We start from the raw sequence: 17,209 nt of genomic DNA, 5'->3' as shown, positions 1-17,209 counted from the left end.
TTTCCATCCCCTTTTGTCTTACTTCAGTTCATCCAGTGCGTCTTTATTTACTACATATGTTCCGGCCATCATATCGTGGAATGCCCGGTTGTAGCGGGTAACCACAATAATCAGGCAATCTACAATAATAATAAGGCCCAGAATCTCATTAAGACCATTGTTCAGATTCGCCCAATCGGAAAAATAGCCGGACAACGAAGAAATCATCTTTTCATCAGAAGTTATAACTACCGCAAGCAGCGAGTTGATCAGATAAAGACTGTAGCGGATCACCGACTGCTTCACCGTAGGATAAGCGCCGCTTCCGTTTACAATTCTTGTTTTGAGCAGCAGCCTCCCCGGTGTCCCGCCATACTTCACAACCATAAAAATATTGAACGCTGCCAGCGCCCCCCACTCAATCAACAGCGGGATTAAAGAATTGTAATTCTCCGCCGCTGAAAGCGACCATCTATTCAGATAATAGGCGGGAATGGCCAGAATAATAAAATCCAGCAGGCTGATCAACACCCTTTTCCAGAATCCCACAAAGTCACTCATTTCAAGCCTGGTTTCCAACGTTTGCCCCATCGAATATTGCACGCTCCCCCTGGAGTGTTTTTACTGCTTCTTCATTCTAAGAAGTAATTCTCCATAATATTCAGTTTTCCTCCAGCAGCGTCCCGATGGTTTTCCGAAGATTCACAATCTCTGCCATCAGTTCCCGGTTCTCTTCCTCTGTCTCCAGGGTATCGCTCCGCATAAGCCGGGCGAGGCTCATCTCCAGCAACTGCAATTCTCCTTCACGAGTCTGCTCCTCAGAGGTCAGCACCCGGCCGCGTTCCTTTGCAGTATATTCCTCATAAGTGCCCGGGAAAAACTGCGGTCTCCGCCCATGCTCCAGCAGCAGCAGCCGGTTGGCGACCTTAGTGTGCAGATAACGGTCATGGGAAACGATAACCAGCCCGCCCGGATAGGCGGCAAGCGCCTCTTCCACCCGTTCCCGGGTGTCGATATCCAGGTAATTAGTCGGTTCATCCAGCACCAGCAGATTGCCTCTGCCGAAGTAGAGGCGGAGGAACGCTACCCGGCATTTCTCGCCCATACTAAGGTCGCCAATGTGCTTAAAGACATCTTCCCGGGGGAATAAAAAGCAGCCCAGAATCGTCCGTGCCTCCGTCTGCGTCATCCCCGGCAATTCCAGCAGACTGTCCAGTAAGGTCGATTCAGGATTGAGATGATCCAATTCTTGAGCAAAATAACCGATTTGAGTACGCGGATGTTGAGTCACTTCACCGCCGGAGGGCTGTGCAACTCCTGCGATCAGCTTCAGCAGCGTGGACTTCCCGGCACCGTTCGGTCCCAGAACGGCAAGCCGGTCGCCCCGCCGCAAGGAGAGATTGAAATCCTCCAGCAGCGCCAGGTTGTCTCCATAGGCACAACGGATATTGTGTAAGCTCAGCAGCGCATCTCCCTGGAAAGCTTCACTCTCCAGCTTCATGTTCAGCTTGGGTGCTGCTTTCGGCAGCTCCACGCGATTTTTCTCCAGCCTTGCCAGGCTGGCCTCCTTGGCATGGAGGCGGGAAACATTCTTCTTTGATTTCGAGCGCAGGAAATCGTTCTGTCCGGCGGCGCGGTGCGCCTGCTGGAACCATTCCGCGTAACGGCGGATGCTCTCCAGCAATTGCTCTTTCTCCTGCTCCTGCTTTTTGTATTGCCCTTCAAGCGTGCGGGCCTCCAGCGCTTTCTGCTCGCGGTATTCCCTATAGGCGCCGGGATAACGGCGGCAGCCCTGTGGAGTCAGCTCCAGCACAGCAGTAGCTGTCCGGTCAATGAAAGTACGGTCATGGGAAACGTACAATACCGTACCGGGATAGCTCCGTACCCATTCCTCCAGCCACTCCATCGTCTCATTGTCCAGATGATTCGTCGGCTCATCCAGCACCAGCAGCTTCGGCTGCCGGGCGAGCAGCGCAGCGAGCTGAACCCGTGTCTTCTGGCCGCCGCTGAGCAGGCGGTACGGCTGGCCCCATAACACAGGATCAAGCTTCAGCTGTCTGAGGCATTTCTCCACCTTGGCTTCCCAGCCATAGCCGTCCAACTGCAGATAGCTCTCATAGACTTCTCCATATTCGGCCACCGCCTCTGCATCAGCACCTTCCGTATCCTGAAGCTGCTTGCCCAGTATCTCTAGTCTGCCTTTAAGCGCAGCTAGCTCTTTCCAGCCGGAGAAAACATACTCCAGCACGGATATTTCAATTGAGATCTCCAGCTGCTGGTCCAGCACACCCCATGCCTCCGCGGGCAACCCGTAAGAGACACTGCCCTCCTCAAAGGCCAGACGGCCGAGCAGTCCTTGCAGCAGCGTCGTCTTGCCGATCCCGTTGCGCCCGAATAACAGCACGCGCTCCCCTTCGGTGATTTCAAACGACACACCTTCAAATAGGGCAATGCCATTCCACTCTTTGCGTATATTTTTGGCTTTTATTAAGGTCTTGGTCATATTCATTCCTCCGCTTCATCAAATACCGAAACTAAAAAAACCGCAGCCAGCGGCCTGCGGTAGAGTCGTGTATGAAGGGGGAGCGATGCCAGGAAACAGAGGTGCGGACGTAGCCTCCCCTGTTTAATTGCAGGGCAAGCCGTCAACACCAGCTTCAATCCTCTATTAGCATCGTATAGGCCCCGAACGACACACGTATCCCCGACCGTACACCCTGCAAGGGCGTCCCGTGGCTTGTGCATAAGCACATCACAAGTTAACTGGTCTGTTGCTGGGAAACGTGTTAGTTATTCATCAGTCGGGTGAACCTCCGTAATTGTCCGAATTTATTATTGGTTACAGTATATAAAGCCTGCCCGCGATAAGCAAGGTCAAGAATAATTATAGTTAAGAGCTACCTGTGATCAGCATTAACTCCGGGTGGGATCTCCTCATAGGAAATCATAGCAGTCTCAGTCTCGTTAGGGTCATAGCTCTTTTTGCATTGCGATCCCTACTAGCTTCTCGCCATCCGGTTTGACCAGCACCTTATATCCGCAGGGGCTGAATCCCTGCTTGCAATAGAACAGCAGTGCTCTTGTATTCGTATTGTGGCAGTATAGCTTCATCGTCCGGACTCCATGCTCCTGCTTGGCGGTATCCATCATGGTTTGGAGCAGGTGAGCCGCAACCCCCGTCCCCCGGTAGCTTGGACTTACAATCACATTGCCCAGCCAAATGGTATGGCTCTCCTCATCCTTATCATAAAGATTGGCATAGGCAAGCGGCTCCGGCGCATCACCGGATACGATGACTGTCGGGCTGTATCTGTTCTCAAGCACCTTCAGGATTTGCTCCGCCGTCAGCGGATAGTGGAATTTCGGGCTTACTAAATAAACTTCTTCGGCGTCCCGGACAAACGTACAGATGGTGTCCAGATCCTCCTGTGCTAAAGTCCGGCTGGTCAAATTCAGTGTCATACGGCTCACTCCTCACTCAGTTGTTTTCCTTGTATCCTCAGACTGAAAGAATCCGCCAGATCACTATTTTTGCCGGAGCATCCAGTCAGCTTATATTCAATCTTCTTACCGGTGACCTCTTTACTGATTCCTTTGCAGACACTGGTTCTGACTTTACCTTTTGCGTACTCATCGTGGGTATTGTCATATTTAAATTTTACCGTTTCTCCATCATAGGCAAGATCAATATAGATCGGGTCAGCTTTCATCGAAAACCTCCTTTGCACTTACCTACCTATAAATTCAATATTTATCCTGTAAATCCTGCCCTATCCCCGGTGAAGTGAAAAGCGTTTAAAAATTCCGCCAGTCGTCCAGCAGGCGTTTATGTTAAAAAAACCGTAGCCGGATGCCTTCCCGTCTGCGGTCTTACAATAATTACGATGAACGTTAATTTAGTCCGCGAAAGTCACTGTCTGCTCCTTCGGCTTCCAGGTGAACTGCAATCCGAATAGCCCGGTGACGTTGTCCAGCGGAATGAGCAGCCTGCTGCTCTCCAGCCGTGAAGCTGTCATTGCAACCACTTTCCCATTAACTACCGCTTGAGCAGTCTGCGGCTTGTGAATCACAGTGTGATCCCCGATGGTAATAATAAGTGCACCGGTCCCTGGCTGAAGTTTCAATGTGCCGCCCCAGAGGGCGACGGATTCTCTTAGAGGAATAAAGACTTTGGAGTCCTCCACTACAAAAGGATCCTTTAGCTTTACACTTTCACCATGAATGATGTACGTCCCGGCGAACACTTTATGGCCGAGTGTATAACCTGCTTTGGAAGCAATGGTTTCCATATCCGATGAGGAGGACGTAATAATAACGGTTGTATTCTTGGCCACCCGCGGATACAGCCAGTGGATATCGTCATTATGCATCCGGATGCAGCCGGCGCTGACATATTTGCCGATGGAGGATTCATTATTGTTGCCATGAATGGCGTAAGTTGTGCCCATCGTGCCGTTCACTTTTAGTCCGAGCCAGCGGTCACCGAGCGGATTGGCCGGATCTCCGCCGGGAATCTTCTCCTTGTAGTAAGGTCTGTTCTTGACCTTGACCACAATCGGAAAGCTACCTTCAGGGGTCAGGCTTTTCGTTTTGCCCGTTGCCACCGGAAAAATCTTCTCTAGCTTGCCGCCGCTAAAATAACCGAGTTTGTTTGTCTTCTTGTTGACAATGATCAGCTCTGACGACGCTGCCTTTGCTGCCGCCGCTCCGGGAAAGCAAGCCGTAAACAGCAGCACAAACATTAGCACCAGCTTGATACTGTGCGCCCAATAAGCCTTGCACCAGCCGGCCTTATCATGCGGATTCATGTTGCCCCACCTCCAGGTTATGGGTGATTACAGAAAGTCATCTAGATAGACGAAATCAAAGTTCATTAGTTGCACCGCTGCCTGTACCTATTCGTTCGTGCTAGTCCCACGCTCCTAAAACTGAATGGCCATGAATATTCCGCAGATTTCTCAGAGATAATAAACCCGCAAGTCCAAACTCAACGCCCAAGGAGGCAAATCACTTTGAATTCAAACCTTTCCAGCCAGATCAGCCATTGCGAGCAAATCATTCAACAGCTTGTGAGCCAGACCCAGCAAGCCAGCCAGAATTATCAGCAGCTTCTCCAGCAGGAGCAGCAAAATGCGGTAAGACTGGAAGAACTGGCCCAACGTGAGCACAAGGCTAGTCAAATTATTCAAAATGCGCTGCAGGGCCATAACACTGCTATTCAGCAGATGCAGCAGGTGTCACAGACGCTTAGACAGCTTGAGCAGTCCTCTCAAAATGTCGGAAATAATACAGGCGCTCAAAGCTTCAATCCGTCCTTCAACCCATCCTTTAACCCTTCCTATGGTCAACAGCAGCCTATGCATGCGGTGCATACCCCGGTAAACCCGTCGTTTAATCCGGTTCAATCGCATTCCGGTTCTCCAATCGGCCAAAACTATGGCTCATTGATGAATCAAGGACGGAACTTTCAATAGGACTTGCTTACCTTTCGAAAAGGCTGTCTCCGCAGATTATTCTGCTTGAGACAGCCTTTTGTGCTCTTATCCATACGGTAAATCGGCTGTTGACCATAGCTTCACACTACCAGTCTCCCTCTTTTCTCAGCCAGACTGATGGTTGCCTCCACACCGGAATTGAACTCCAGAAAGTCGCTTTCAACTCCATCGCTGAAAATGACCCCGTCCTCCGGCATCTGCGAGGTAATCCGCAGCGGCTGCTGAGCGCCGATCTGTCCGAAGACAACTCCGGCGGAGGTCGTACGGCTGGGGAAAGGTTCCCGCACCGTGAAATAAAGCTGCGGATGATCCCAGGCCAGCCGCTGACCGGAACCGGCCAAGCCAATTACTGCCTCCGCTTCAGCATCCACTTGCAGCCCGGCTGCGCTGCGGACAATGCCCGTCGCTCCGGCAAGGACGCTCTTGAGCCAGCCGGTGGAACCCATACCGGTGGAGACAATGATGCCGCTGGAGGACTGCTGCTCGGTTACACCATTTAGCTGAAGCTGGTAACGTGCAGACACATGGGTTTTGCGGCCGATGAACAAATCATTGACGCCGTATAGGCTCTGTCCGTCATTAAGCTCCGCCCGGGCAAGGGTCACTTCGCGCACCTGGCGCTGGCCCCGGAACACCTCAGGCAGAAGGAGCCGCAGATCCTTGACGGTGAACGGCAGCAGCACTCCATCCCAGCGCTGCGGATCGGGATTGACACCGATCAGCGGCTGCTCCCGCAAGTATTTCAGCGTATTGGCAACAAGTCCGTCCTGTCCAAGTACAACCACTGTATCCTCATCACCGAAGATGAAATTCGGGACATGCTGCCGCTCCAGCAGCTGAACTCTGCCTATGGCGCTCAGCTCAATCACTGCCGTCTCCACCGCCTTACGGTAATGATGATCCTCGCTGATATAGTCGCTGAAATCCGCACCCAGCCGCTCAATATAGAACTGGGCCTGCTGGATCGTATTGTAGCGGACCACCAGCTCTTCCAGCCGTGTTTTGCGTTTGATCAGAATGATTTTATTCTCGGACATCCGGCCGCTCATCGCCCTCCCGCTCCTCTCGCCGCACCTGCCCCGTTTCCGGCCGATCCGGCCATAATTCCCTGCAGAAGATCCGGCGTAATGTTCAGCTGGCCAATCTTCCCGGCATTCTCAGCCAGTTCCTGGAAGGCGATGGCGATCAGCTTATCCGGATTCATGCCGACATTGGTCAGTGCCTGCAGCACATTTGACGATACCCCCTGCAGCGAATTCATCACCGCCGACAGCTCATAGGCTTTGGCATCCGCTTCCGCTCTTTGGTTGGCCACAGTGAGTTCGATCAGTTCCTGCTTCTTCTCTTCCAGTGCGGTATCGAAGCTGAGCTGCTCTTCCTTCATTTCGTTCTGCTTTTGCTTTACTGAACGCTCTGCATCCAGCTGGGTCTCACGGATCTGCTTCTTCTTCGTCTCAACAGCAATCTCCGTATTCAGCTCGTTTTCCTTCACCCGCCGCTCCTGCTCAATGGAGGCATTGCGCCGTTCATACAGCGCATTGTCTGCGCTGCGGAGAATTTCTTCTCTGGCCTGCGCCTCCAGTGCACGAAGGGTCTCCTTGTTCGGAACAATCGCCAGAATCGACAGCCCCATCAGCTCGATCCCGAGCTTCTCAATTTCCGCGTTCCGTTCGATCTCCCCGGTAATGGTCTTGGCCAGACGTTCGCTTGACTGGATGGCTTCCCGCAGGGGCAGCTGCTCCAGCTGCTTCTTGGTCAGCACCTTGGCGATGTTGATGACCCGCTGGGCCAGCTTGCCGGGATCATCGGACAGGTACGTATTCTTTTTCAAATTGTAGGTATAATTGAGGATTTGTGTGGTCTTGCGGTAATCGACGATCCGGTAGGTCAGCTGGCCCTGGACGGTCACCGTCTGGTAATCGCTCGTAATCTCTTCGAACATAAACGGGACATCAATCGAGGATACCGGCACTACAACAACCGACGTGGTCGGCACGTAATAATGAAAAGAAAGACCGATGCCTTCACGGACGACTTTGCCGTTCTTCACTTTGAGCACATAATCGCTGGGCTGGAATTTCACGAATCGGAATCCGAACATAAACAAAACCTCCTGATTTATGTTATTAACATTTTGTTATTAACAACAGTTTAGCATGAATGTTTGATATTATCAAGTTGTTATTAACATAATGAAACTATTTCTTTTTGAAGCAACGCAACTACTTCTTCCTATCCGGGAGCAACAGATTTGTACAAAATGAAAGAACGGTTTGAATTTTGTCCATTGAGTAAAGAACGGGTTTCCTTTAAGATTGGTTTCTAACGAGAATGATTATCATTATTGTTAATCGTTATATATTTCTGGGGAGGCAAGATTCTATGAAAAAGGCAAGACAACCCTTCGCCGCGTTATGTGTCATCTTCGTGATGAGCATCCTTCTGCTCGCGTGCGGAAATTCAGAGGAACCATCTGCCGGCAATGCTGCGGCTAACTCTGCTGGCAGCAATACCGCCGCGAGCGCATCACCTGCTCCAGAGGCATCCGACGCTGGCACTGGTGAAGCTGCAGCGAAAACCCGCTCCTATACGGATTACAAAGGCCATACTGTGGAGATTCCGGTTACACCGAAACGTATAGTTTACTCCGGAGAAACCTATGGTGACTTACTGGCATTGGGTGTGCAGGCAGTCGGTTATCCGCTTTCGATGGGCGATGGCCAGGTGTTCGAAAGCCAATTGAAGGGTGTCGAGGATGTAGGATTCCCGATTAACCTGGAGAAGACTTTGTCGCTTCAACCCGACTTGATCATCTATGCAGGAACGGACGAAGCGGATTTCGAGGCATTGTCCAAAATTGCACCCACTGTAATCTTCGATACTTTCGCCCCGCTGCAGGAACGGCTGGCGGAAATCGGCGGACTTCTTGATAAATCGGCTGAAGCGGAAGCCTGGCTGGCCCAGTACAAGTCAAAGGAAACCGCCATGTGGGAGCAATTGAAAAGCGACGGTCTGATGAAAGAGGGAGAAACCGCAGCTGTCTTCACCTATTATCCCGGTGACCGGCTGTTCGTAATGGCCACCACCGGACTTTCGCAGGTGCTGTATGGTGAGAATGGCTTCAAGCCAACCCCCGCGATCCAGAAGGTGCTTGACGAAGGTTTGGGATTCCAGGAAGTATCTATGGAGGCGATTGAACAATATTCCGGAGACCGGATTTTCCTGCTGACTCCTGTTGCCGATGAAGCCAAGCAATCCACAGAAGCAATGCTGAAGAGTCAGGTGTGGAAGAGTCTTCCCGCTGTCAAAAACGGCTATGTCTACACACAAGACATTATGAAGACATCAAGCGATGCAACTACCCGTGAATGGCTGCTGGGAGAAATCCCTAAGTTGCTGAATAATAAATAATTCATCTCTTTCTTAGGGTTCCGGTGTTTAAACGGGGACATATCTGACACAAAAGAAGCTTGTCAACACCAGTTGATAAGCTTCTTTGTTTTATATACAATGTATTTATTGATAATCATTCTCACTATTGAAGGGAGACCGTACCTTGCAGCATCCCTCATTGCCACCTCTCCCTCTTCGCTCGCTATTGTTTCAGCTGTCCAACGCCGAACTGATTATTCAGCCTGCCGACTCCTGCCCAGTACAGCAGACACCACTCTGTCATACGCTTCTTGTCTTTACGGGCGGCAGCGGAGTGCTGCATATTGACGGCCAGATTGCGCCGCTGAGTGCCGATAAGTGTTACCTGCTGTCTCCCGGAACCTCCTATAGCGCGGACAATCCGGAGATGACCCTGTATTATTACCTTATCTCTTTTACAGCCATTCATGCGGCCGAACTTCCGGAGCGTTATGCCGGGGAGTTGCTGCCAGGCAGACGGGAATTAATCGTTCATCCGTTCACCAGAGTCATTCGTCTGGCGGAAGAACTGATGATGAAGGACAACAGCGGCGACGATGTGCAGCACTACAAGCAGCAATTGAAATTTCAGGAACTGCTGCTGCTGCTCTTCGAGCACAATTATCCTTCCGGACAGCTGCCAAGTCCTGCAGAATCCGTGGAAAGAACTGCGGAGTATATGCAGAAGCACTATATGGAGAGCATCACGGTGAAGCAGCTGGCAGAACTTGCGGGCATCCCGCTCTGGCAGTATACTCCGCTCTTCCAAAAGCTTACCGGCACAAAACCGCTCAATTATCTGACCGAGCTGCGCATTCACCATTCGAAGCGATTTTTACTGGATTCCGCTGAACCCCTGCGGGAAGTCGCCCGGCAGGTTGGCTTCTCTGATGAATATTATTTCAGCCGCCGCTTCCGCCAGAAGACCGGGGTCACCCCCGGACAATACGCCTATACGCAGCGCCGGAAGCCGACGGTCAAGGATTGGACGGGCCATCAGGTGGAGATCCCCGAACGGCCACGACGCATTGTCTATCACGGAGAAACGCTGGGCGATCTGCTCGCGCTGGGCGTGAAGCCTGTCGGCGGAGATGAGGCTTTTGCGCGGAACAGTGTCTATAAGCACCGGCTCAAGAAGCTGGCCAATGTCGGTTTTCCGCTGGACCCGCAGCTGACTGCCTCATTAAATCCCGATCTGATTATTTTCGCCAACGCGGATGAGCGGGCTTACCGGGTCATCTCAAGCATAGCTCCGGCACTGACCTTCGATTCTTTCGCACCACTCGAACAGCGGATGCGGATACTGGGAAGCTGGCTGGGCAAGCAGCATGAAGCCGAGGCTTGGCTGGCATCCTTCCATGCCAAAAACGCCGCCATATGGCAGCGTCTTTACGAGGAAACACTCCAGCCCGGAGAGACGGCCTCCGCGCTGATATACGACCACGGAAACCATCTGTTCGCCATGGGAAGGACCGGGCTTTCCAGTGCCCTATATGCCCCTGGCGGCCTGCAGCCGACTGAGGTGATCCGGGGCATTCTGGATCAAGAGCTCGGATTCGCCGAGGTCGATCCGGCGCAGCTGCATGCCTATGCGGGAGACCGGATCTTCATGCTCATTCCGGAGCGCAAGGACTCGCGGGAGGCCATGGAGCAGCTGATGCGTAGCCCGCTCTGGAACAGCCTTCCCGCCGTGCGGAAGGGCCAAGTCTATCTGCTAGAGAACGCGAAATGGAACTCTGCAGACGCGTTGACCCGGGAGAAGCTGCTCAATCTGCTGCCCAAGCTGCTAGGCAGCCAGCCGGTATGACCGAAAGAGCAGCCGACATTCAGTTCACTTTCCCCATAGATCCAGAATCGAACGGACTTCCTGCAGCCGCCCGGGATCAATCGGCCGCATCGGATCGCCGTCTTCTCTTACGGCGGACCCAAAATGCACCCGTTCCACAGCTGTTTCACCCAGAAACTCCCTCAGGCCAGATGCTGTGAGGCCGCTTCCGGCCAGAATGGAGACGGATTTCGCGGAGGATAGACGCTCAAGCACCGCAATCCGTTCCGCACCTTCGGGCGCAGTCCGCTGCCCTCCGGAGGTCAGAATATCCGTCACCTGAGGGTAGCGTGACAGAACCTCCAGGGCTTCGAGCTGATCGGCTGCCTCGTCAAAGGCCCGGTGGAAGGTCACCTCCATGCCGTCTGCAGCCTGAAGCAGCTGCTTGAGCAGCTCTTCATCCACCGTCCGGTCGTGTCGGAGCATTCCCATGACCACCGACAGCCCTCCTATGGTGGCAATATGGCGGATATCGCGCAGCATCGTCTGCGCATCCGCCTTATCATAACGGAATGACCGGGCATGCGGCCGCACCATGACTCTGACCGGGATGCCCACGGCTTCGCGAACGCCTTCCATCAGCCCCAGGCTGGGAGTCAGCCCCCCCTCCAGGATGCCTGAAATCAGCTCAATCCGGTCTGCTCCATGCCGTTCGGCAAGGACGGCATCATTTACGGTCGTTGCAATGACCTCTAACAGCATTGCTCCACTTCCTCTCCTTGATTATGATAATGATATAGAATTCATCCTATTGTATTTAGCTGTTACACTTTATTGGTGAAAGGAACTAATCCGATGACCCCTAAAATCAATGTTGTACTATTGGAGACATTACCGCCGGAGACAGAGCTTGCATTGAGCGGGCTGTTGACAGAAGTAGTGGAAGATGGCGCCTCGATCGGATTTCTCCCTCCGGTCACAGCTGAGGAGGCTTCAGCCTATTGGAAAAGCGTCCCTGATCCGCATGTGCTGCTCTGGACAGCAATGGAGGGCGACAAAATCGCGGGTACGGTGCAGCTCCATTTAGCTGCCAAAGCCAATGCCCGTCACCGCGCGGAAATTGCCAAACTAATGGTACATCCGGAGCACCGCCGCAAGGGCATCGCCGGACTGCTGCTCGATACCGCCGAACAAGCTGCAGCGGCAGCAGACAGAACACTGCTTGTTCTGGATACGCGGGAAGGCGATCCCTCCAACCTGCTCTATCAATCGCGGGGATACATCGAGGCAGGCCGAATCCCGAATTATTGCCGGTCAGCCAACGGGCAGCTGGATGCTACGGTATTATATTATAAGTTAATTTGAACAAAAAAAAGCACGCTCCTCTTTGCCAGGGCACAAGTCGAAATGGAAGCCATATACGCTGAACTTAAGAATGATGGCGTGCTGACTGGTGAAATCTGCGTCAAGGGTTTCACCAAAACAGAAAGTAGGATTCGTAAGTTCACTCTATATAGTAAATAAGCTTACTCACCTTTCATTTCGCCTGCAGCGCGCGTATGGCGGAATCAAGTGCACTTCTGCTCTTCATTCCGCCCTGCAGCGCGCGTGCGGTAAAAATAAAAGCCAGAGTTTCTGCGATTCGCAGAAACTCCGGCTTTTGCTATAGACAGAACTAAAATCCCTTTACGCCCACCACATATCCAGTGGCTGGTCGCGGATGAGAATGGACTGCAAATTGGTGACAGCCCGGTAGAATCCTTCATCTACTGACATCAGCGGATCTTCATGCTCAATGCTTACCACATAGTCGTAGCCGTAAGTGCGCAGCGCGCTCATAATATCCGACCATTCGGAGATGCTGTGCCCGCAGCCTACGGAGCGGAAGGTCCAGGCCCGGGTCTGTACATCCCCATAAGGCTGCATATCGGTCAGGCCGTACATGTTGATGTTGTCCTGGTCAAGATAGGTGTCCTTAGCGTGAAAATGATGGATCGCGCCTGCCTTGCCGAGAATCTTGATCGCTCCTACCGGATCAATGCCCTGCCACCACAGATGGCTCGGATCGAGATTCGCACCAATGGCATCGCAGGTAGCTTCTCTCAGCTTGAGGATCGTATATGGCGTATGGCACAGGAAGCCGCCGTGCAGCTCGATACCGATCTTGACTCCATGCTCTTCGGCCAGCTTGCCGATTTCCTTCCAGTACGGAATCAGCTTCTGTCCCCACTGCCAGGTCAAAATATCGCTGTATACGGTAGGCCAAGGCGTTACCGGCCAGTTAGGTGCTTTGGCGTCGTCACTGTCCCCGGCAGTACCTGAGAATGTATTGACAACCGGTACGCCCATGAGCGAAGCCAGCTTGATCGACTTGCGCAGAATTTCGTCACCTTGACGGGCTTCTTCCTTATCCGGTGAAATCGGGTTATTGTGGCAGCTGAAAGCGCTGATGATAATCCCGCGTTTGGTGAATTGTTCAAGATAGGCCTCGCGGGCCGATTCGCTGGCCAGCAGCTCGTCGGTCGGACAGTGGGCATTGCCCGGATTGCCTCCCGAGCCGATTTCCACGGCGTTCAGGCCAGCGGCAGCAATTTTATCGAGCATCTCTTCGAGCGTTAAGCTTCCGAATACCGGATCAAATACACCTAACTTCATTTATATTCCCACCTTTTCTCTGATTGGTTCCAAAGCTTCGGAATGGCCGTACACCGGATAATCACGTTTGGTCGGAGCACACCAATTGACGCCATTGATAATCACTTTTTGAATTTCCTGGTTGTAATAGGTCGGATATGATTCATGGCCCGGTTGGAAATAAAAAATCTTCCCGCTTCCGCGCCGGTAAGTCGAACCGCTCGGGAACACATTGCCCCCCTCGAACCAGCCTACAAAGATGAGGCTCTCCGGTGCCGGCACATCAAAATGCGCCCCGTACATCTCTTCCTGCTCCAGGTCGATGTATTCGCCGATGCCTTCGGCAATCGGGTGGCTCGGGTCCATTACCCAGAGACGTTCCTTCTCTTCTGCTTCGCGCCATTTCAGGTCGCAGCTGGTGCCCATCAGCTTCATGAAGATTTTGGACATGTGGCCGGAGTGCAGCACAATCAGCCCCATTCCCTTCAGGACCCGGTTGTACACGCGGCTTACAATCTCGTCGCTGACCTCCTGATGGGCAACATGCCCCCACCAGACCAGCACATCCGTATTCTCCAGCACCTCTTCCGTCAAGCCATGCTCCGGCTCGTCCAGGGTTGCTGTTGATGTATCAAAGCCCGCTTCCTGCAGGAATCCGGCCAGTTGTCCGTGAATTCCCTGCGGATATACCCGGCGGATTCGTTCCTCCTGCAATTCATGACGGTATTCATTCCATATGGTTACTCTGGTCACTTTGGACACACTCCTAATTTGAGCTAAATTCAGGGATATGCTGAGTTATCCGTTAATGCAAAATAGATAAGCATAAAATACATGCGGGACTTTAACGCCCTACGTTTCTTAAAGCGGGAAAATTGCCCGCTAAATACATGGGAATGGTCATTTCTCGGCACTTAAAGGGAAATTGGCCCTTTAATTCTGCCGGGTGCGGTGAATTTGAATGATCCTTGAAAATTAGCAGGCTCAAATCCCCTTACTTGTCATCTGGATCTACCAGACTCTTAATTAGCGGGCCGTTTTCCTGTAATGCTTGAAGCATGAGGAAGGATATCCTTCATTATTACTCAACGTTCTTTAGTCAAAAAACACCGGCATTCCGGTCTCTGACGATTTGTAGATCGCCTCCAGAATGCGGGTAACCACCAGCGCCTGCTCCGGTTTCACCACCGGCTCGGTGTCGTTCACAATGCTGAGGATCCACTGCTCGGCTTCAACCACTGCGGGGTCATCTCCGGCACCGTCATAGAAGTCAACGCCAGCGGCATCAAGTCCGATATACTTCTCGAACGTCTTGCCATAGGCCTCTCCATTAATGCGCAGCCCCTTCTCCATATCCGCTCCGCCTTCCGTGCCGCAGAGCGCGGTCTTGGCTTCGCCGACATCCAGCGTGTTCAGCGCCCAGCTGGCTTCAAGCACGATTGTTGCGCCATTCTCCATCGTAATGAAGCCGATGGCGGAGTCTTCAACGGTGAATTTCTCCGGGTCCCACGGTCCCCAGGCGTTTGCGGCATTTTTGCGGCCGGACAGTTTGTGGTAGGCATTGCCCACGGCATACTTTGGCTTGTAGTTGTCCATCATCCACAAGGTCAAATCAAGAGCATGGGTGCCGATATCGATCAGCGGACCTCCGCCTTGCGCTTCTTCATCGAGAAACACGCCCCAGGTCGGAACCGCACGGCGGCGGATAGCCTTCGCTTTGGCATAATAAATCTCTCCAAGCTCGTTGTTCTCGCATACGGCATGCAGATACGCTGAATCGGCTCTGAACCGGTTCTGATATCCGATCGTCAGCTTCTTGCCGGTGCGCTTCGCAGCATCAATCATCGCCTGTGCTTCCGCAGTCGTCTTGGCCATTGGCTTCTCGCACATTACATGCTTGCCGGCCTCCATGGACGCAATCGAAATCTCCGCATGGGAAATGTTCGGCGTACATACGTGAATCACATCTATGCTTGCATCCTTAAGCAGCTCTCTATAATCACTGTATACCGCAGCGTTGGCATCTCCGTAATCCGCTTTGGCCTGCTCGGCACGTTCAGGAACGATATCGCAGAAAGCAACCATCACCGCACCTTCCACTTTTTTGAGCGCAGGCATATGTTTGCCGTTCGCGATGCCGCCGCAGCCGATAATTCCAACTTTTAAAGTCATTCTCTCTTAACCTCCACTTGTTGATGTAATATCTCTATCTTACAAATCCGCGGAAGGGCTTTCTTCCTGCAATCTTGCCCTGTTATTCCTGAATATTGTCTTATGATATTTCAGGGGCGATATTCCCGTCGCTTCCTTGAAAAAATGATGGAAAGTCTTCACGCTGCCAAACCCCGCCGCCTCCGCCACGGCAGACATGGGCAGGTTCTCATTGAGCAGAATCCACTTGGCTTTATTCAGCCGGTATTCATTCAGGAAGGCCACAAAGGTCATGCCCGTATTTTTCTTGAACAGCTTAGTAAAATAATACGGGCTGAAGCCCATATGTCCGGCTACCTCGTTTAGCGTAATCGGTTCCTGGTAATGCTGCTCGACATAGATGAAAATCCGCTCCAGCCGTTCCAGCGTTTCCCGCGACTGGATCTGAGTATCCTCCGAGAACTTGGGCCCTCTGTTGCTGCTATTCTTCGGCACTTCCCGCATAATAACCGTCAGCAGCTCGAACAGCCTCGCCTTGATGAGATAGGCATAGCCTTCACGCCGCTGCGTATCCTCCTCGTAAATGCTCTCCAGAAGGCCAATCACCTTCGTTGCTACCGCTTCCGGCCAGCTAGAACTGGATTGCTCCATCTCTGTGAACAGATCGCGGAGCGAATATTCATTGCCGCCGAGCGCAGTAACCTCCTGGAACAGTCCAAGATCAAACTGGATCACAAACCGTTCACTTTCAGGCGAGGCGAGGAAATAGTGCACATCTCCGCCATTGATGAACTGTATTTCACCCTGTTCCATGCGGATCGGGGTATCATTTATTCCCAGATTTAGTCTTCCTTTGGTGACGTAAATAATTTCGATTTCTTTATGCCAATGCGGATATGTGAGATCATCACCTCCGCAGACTAAGCTGCGGAAGGGGAAATGCTTATCCACATCCGGAAGTTCGAGATAAATATTCATTAGCGCGGCTCCTTGTCCGGGTAATTAGCTGTAATTAAAATTTCATTGAACCCCACTTTATCTTATCCCCCGGCAGAGGACACATCAAGAGGCGCAAAAAAGAGCCCCGCGGGGCTCTCTTTCACACCATATTTATATCGAAAACAAATCAGAGTTTAATCTTCAAAACAACCTTCCGCACCGCTTCCTTCTTCCCCGCTTCAATCCCTGTCATATGCCCGTCCTGCGGATAGCAGACGACAAGCGCTCCCGGACCTGCGGTTACCGCCGACTCCAGCTCACCCGTAAAGAACACCGCATCTTTCTCGGCACTGTATTCATCTCTTACCTTGAGCTGCTCAATAGCGGAATAACCGATGCGCTCTGTGCCTTCAAGAATATAATGCAGATCAAGATTGATCCGGTGGGCTTCCCAGAAGCAGTCTCCGGCGTCCTTGGTCTCGTATTCATTGATGAAATAGAACATTTCATCATCCACCTCATGACGGCCTGCAGCCAGTCCTGCAAAGTCCGTATCCCGCAGGAACTGCAGTCCACGCTGAATTTTCTCTCCGTAAGCAGCCTCATACTCCAGCAAATGCCCCAATGTATCCACAATCATGCCCGAAATCCTCCTATAATCTCTGATATATCCCCGTTTTGCGGAATAGAAAAAGAATAGTTGATTCCCCGCGGCAGGTCTATGTATTTGTTCACGTACCCCCGGCATAGATTCTTACAATAAGGTCTAAGCTCGCAAAACTTAAGTCCATGCTTTCGAAGTGAGTTTTGCCCGAAGTGGATTCAATGAGGCTAA

Annotated in this window: 17 protein-coding genes; 4 read left to right on the top strand and 13 right to left on the bottom strand. The window is 52.1% G+C overall.

The genetic code is table 11. The features are described 5' to 3' along the window. Nucleotides 1-18 precede the first annotated feature (18 nt). From NST07_RS05985 to NST07_RS05965, 5 genes are all read right to left on the bottom strand, one after another. Complete coding sequence (locus NST07_RS05985) at nucleotides 19-540, bottom strand: RDD family protein (protein ID WP_342481212.1); 522 nt, start codon at nucleotides 538-540, stop codon at nucleotides 19-21. A gap of 100 nt (nucleotides 541-640) precedes the next feature. Further along, on the bottom strand, nucleotides 641-2,482 hold the full coding sequence (gene abc-f / locus NST07_RS05980; RefSeq protein ID WP_342481211.1) for an ABC-F type ribosomal protection protein: 1,842 nt from the start codon (nucleotides 2,480-2,482) through the stop codon (nucleotides 641-643). A 467-nt stretch (nucleotides 2,483-2,949) separates the two neighbouring features. Continuing rightward, nucleotides 2,950-3,441 carry a GNAT family N-acetyltransferase gene (locus NST07_RS05975; protein ID WP_341090282.1) on the bottom strand — a complete coding sequence of 164 codons (492 nt, stop codon included), beginning with the start codon at nucleotides 3,439-3,441 and terminating at the stop codon, nucleotides 2,950-2,952. A 5-nt stretch (nucleotides 3,442-3,446) separates the two neighbouring features. Continuing rightward, nucleotides 3,447-3,689, bottom strand: coding sequence for a DUF4362 domain-containing protein (locus NST07_RS05970; protein ID WP_341090279.1), 243 nt, complete (start codon nucleotides 3,687-3,689; stop codon nucleotides 3,447-3,449). A gap of 186 nt (nucleotides 3,690-3,875) precedes the next feature. Continuing rightward, on the bottom strand, nucleotides 3,876-4,787 hold the full coding sequence (locus NST07_RS05965) for a L,D-transpeptidase family protein (protein ID WP_341090278.1): 912 nt from the start codon (nucleotides 4,785-4,787) through the stop codon (nucleotides 3,876-3,878). 204 nt (nucleotides 4,788-4,991) lie between these two features. On the opposite strand from NST07_RS05965, the gene NST07_RS05960 reads away from it, so the two are divergent. Next, nucleotides 4,992-5,453 (top strand): hypothetical protein, encoded by a 462-nt coding sequence (locus tag NST07_RS05960; RefSeq protein WP_341090275.1) that lies wholly within the window; start codon nucleotides 4,992-4,994, stop codon nucleotides 5,451-5,453. Nucleotides 5,454-5,554: 101 nt separating this feature from the next. On the opposite strand, the gene NST07_RS05955 is transcribed toward NST07_RS05960, so the two are convergent. Together NST07_RS05955 and NST07_RS05950 are read right to left on the bottom strand one after the other, a co-directional pair. Continuing rightward, the gene (locus NST07_RS05955; protein WP_341090273.1) at nucleotides 5,555-6,523 is read right to left on the bottom strand and encodes a sugar kinase; all 969 of its coding nucleotides are present in this window, start codon (nucleotides 6,521-6,523) and stop codon (nucleotides 5,555-5,557) included. Beyond that, nucleotides 6,520-7,575: an SPFH domain-containing protein gene (locus NST07_RS05950; protein ID WP_341090270.1), complete on the bottom strand. Its 1,056-nt coding sequence runs from the start codon at nucleotides 7,573-7,575 to the stop codon at nucleotides 6,520-6,522. The genes NST07_RS05955 and NST07_RS05950 overlap by 4 nt, the downstream gene beginning before the upstream one ends. A gap of 281 nt (nucleotides 7,576-7,856) precedes the next feature. On the opposite strand from NST07_RS05950, the gene NST07_RS05945 reads away from it, so the two are divergent. Beyond that, nucleotides 7,857-8,885: an ABC transporter substrate-binding protein gene (locus NST07_RS05945; RefSeq protein WP_342481210.1), complete on the top strand. Its 1,029-nt coding sequence runs from the start codon at nucleotides 7,857-7,859 to the stop codon at nucleotides 8,883-8,885. 145 nt (nucleotides 8,886-9,030) lie between these two features. Further along, complete coding sequence (locus NST07_RS05940) at nucleotides 9,031-10,692, top strand: helix-turn-helix domain-containing protein (protein WP_342481209.1); 1,662 nt, start codon at nucleotides 9,031-9,033, stop codon at nucleotides 10,690-10,692. Nucleotides 10,693-10,716: 24 nt separating this feature from the next. On the opposite strand, the gene NST07_RS05935 is transcribed toward NST07_RS05940, so the two are convergent. After that, nucleotides 10,717-11,412: a copper homeostasis protein CutC gene (locus NST07_RS05935; protein ID WP_342481208.1), complete on the bottom strand. Its 696-nt coding sequence runs from the start codon at nucleotides 11,410-11,412 to the stop codon at nucleotides 10,717-10,719. Between the two features lie 93 nt (nucleotides 11,413-11,505). On the opposite strand from NST07_RS05935, the gene NST07_RS05930 reads away from it, so the two are divergent. Further along, nucleotides 11,506-12,015 (top strand): GNAT family N-acetyltransferase, encoded by a 510-nt coding sequence (locus NST07_RS05930; protein ID WP_341090260.1) that lies wholly within the window; start codon nucleotides 11,506-11,508, stop codon nucleotides 12,013-12,015. Nucleotides 12,016-12,336: 321 nt separating this feature from the next. Here NST07_RS05930 and NST07_RS05925 read toward each other — a convergent pair whose 3' ends face one another. The 5 genes from NST07_RS05925 to NST07_RS05905 form a co-directional block, all read right to left on the bottom strand. Next, nucleotides 12,337-13,305, bottom strand: a complete 969-nt coding sequence (locus NST07_RS05925; protein ID WP_342481207.1) for a sugar phosphate isomerase/epimerase — start codon at nucleotides 13,303-13,305, stop codon at nucleotides 12,337-12,339. Continuing rightward, entirely contained in the window at nucleotides 13,306-14,037 is a 732-nt protein-coding gene (locus NST07_RS05920; protein WP_341090256.1) for a ThuA domain-containing protein, read from the bottom strand. Nucleotides 14,038-14,379: 342 nt separating this feature from the next. Then, nucleotides 14,380-15,456: a Gfo/Idh/MocA family oxidoreductase gene (locus NST07_RS05915; RefSeq protein WP_342481206.1), complete on the bottom strand. Its 1,077-nt coding sequence runs from the start codon at nucleotides 15,454-15,456 to the stop codon at nucleotides 14,380-14,382. Between the two features lie 39 nt (nucleotides 15,457-15,495). Beyond that, nucleotides 15,496-16,413 carry an AraC family transcriptional regulator gene (locus NST07_RS05910; RefSeq protein ID WP_341090254.1) on the bottom strand — a complete coding sequence of 306 codons (918 nt, stop codon included), beginning with the start codon at nucleotides 16,411-16,413 and terminating at the stop codon, nucleotides 15,496-15,498. A 148-nt stretch (nucleotides 16,414-16,561) separates the two neighbouring features. Then, entirely contained in the window at nucleotides 16,562-17,014 is a 453-nt protein-coding gene (locus NST07_RS05905) for a YhcH/YjgK/YiaL family protein (RefSeq protein WP_342481205.1), read from the bottom strand. Nucleotides 17,015-17,209: the final 195 nt, after the last annotated feature.

The organism is Paenibacillus sp. FSL L8-0340, from assembly GCF_038593145.1.
Classification (GTDB): domain Bacteria; phylum Bacillota; class Bacilli; order Paenibacillales; family Paenibacillaceae; genus Paenibacillus_AQ.
Note: the sequence above shows the minus strand (reverse complement) of the source record. Positions and strands in the feature narration are given on the sequence as shown.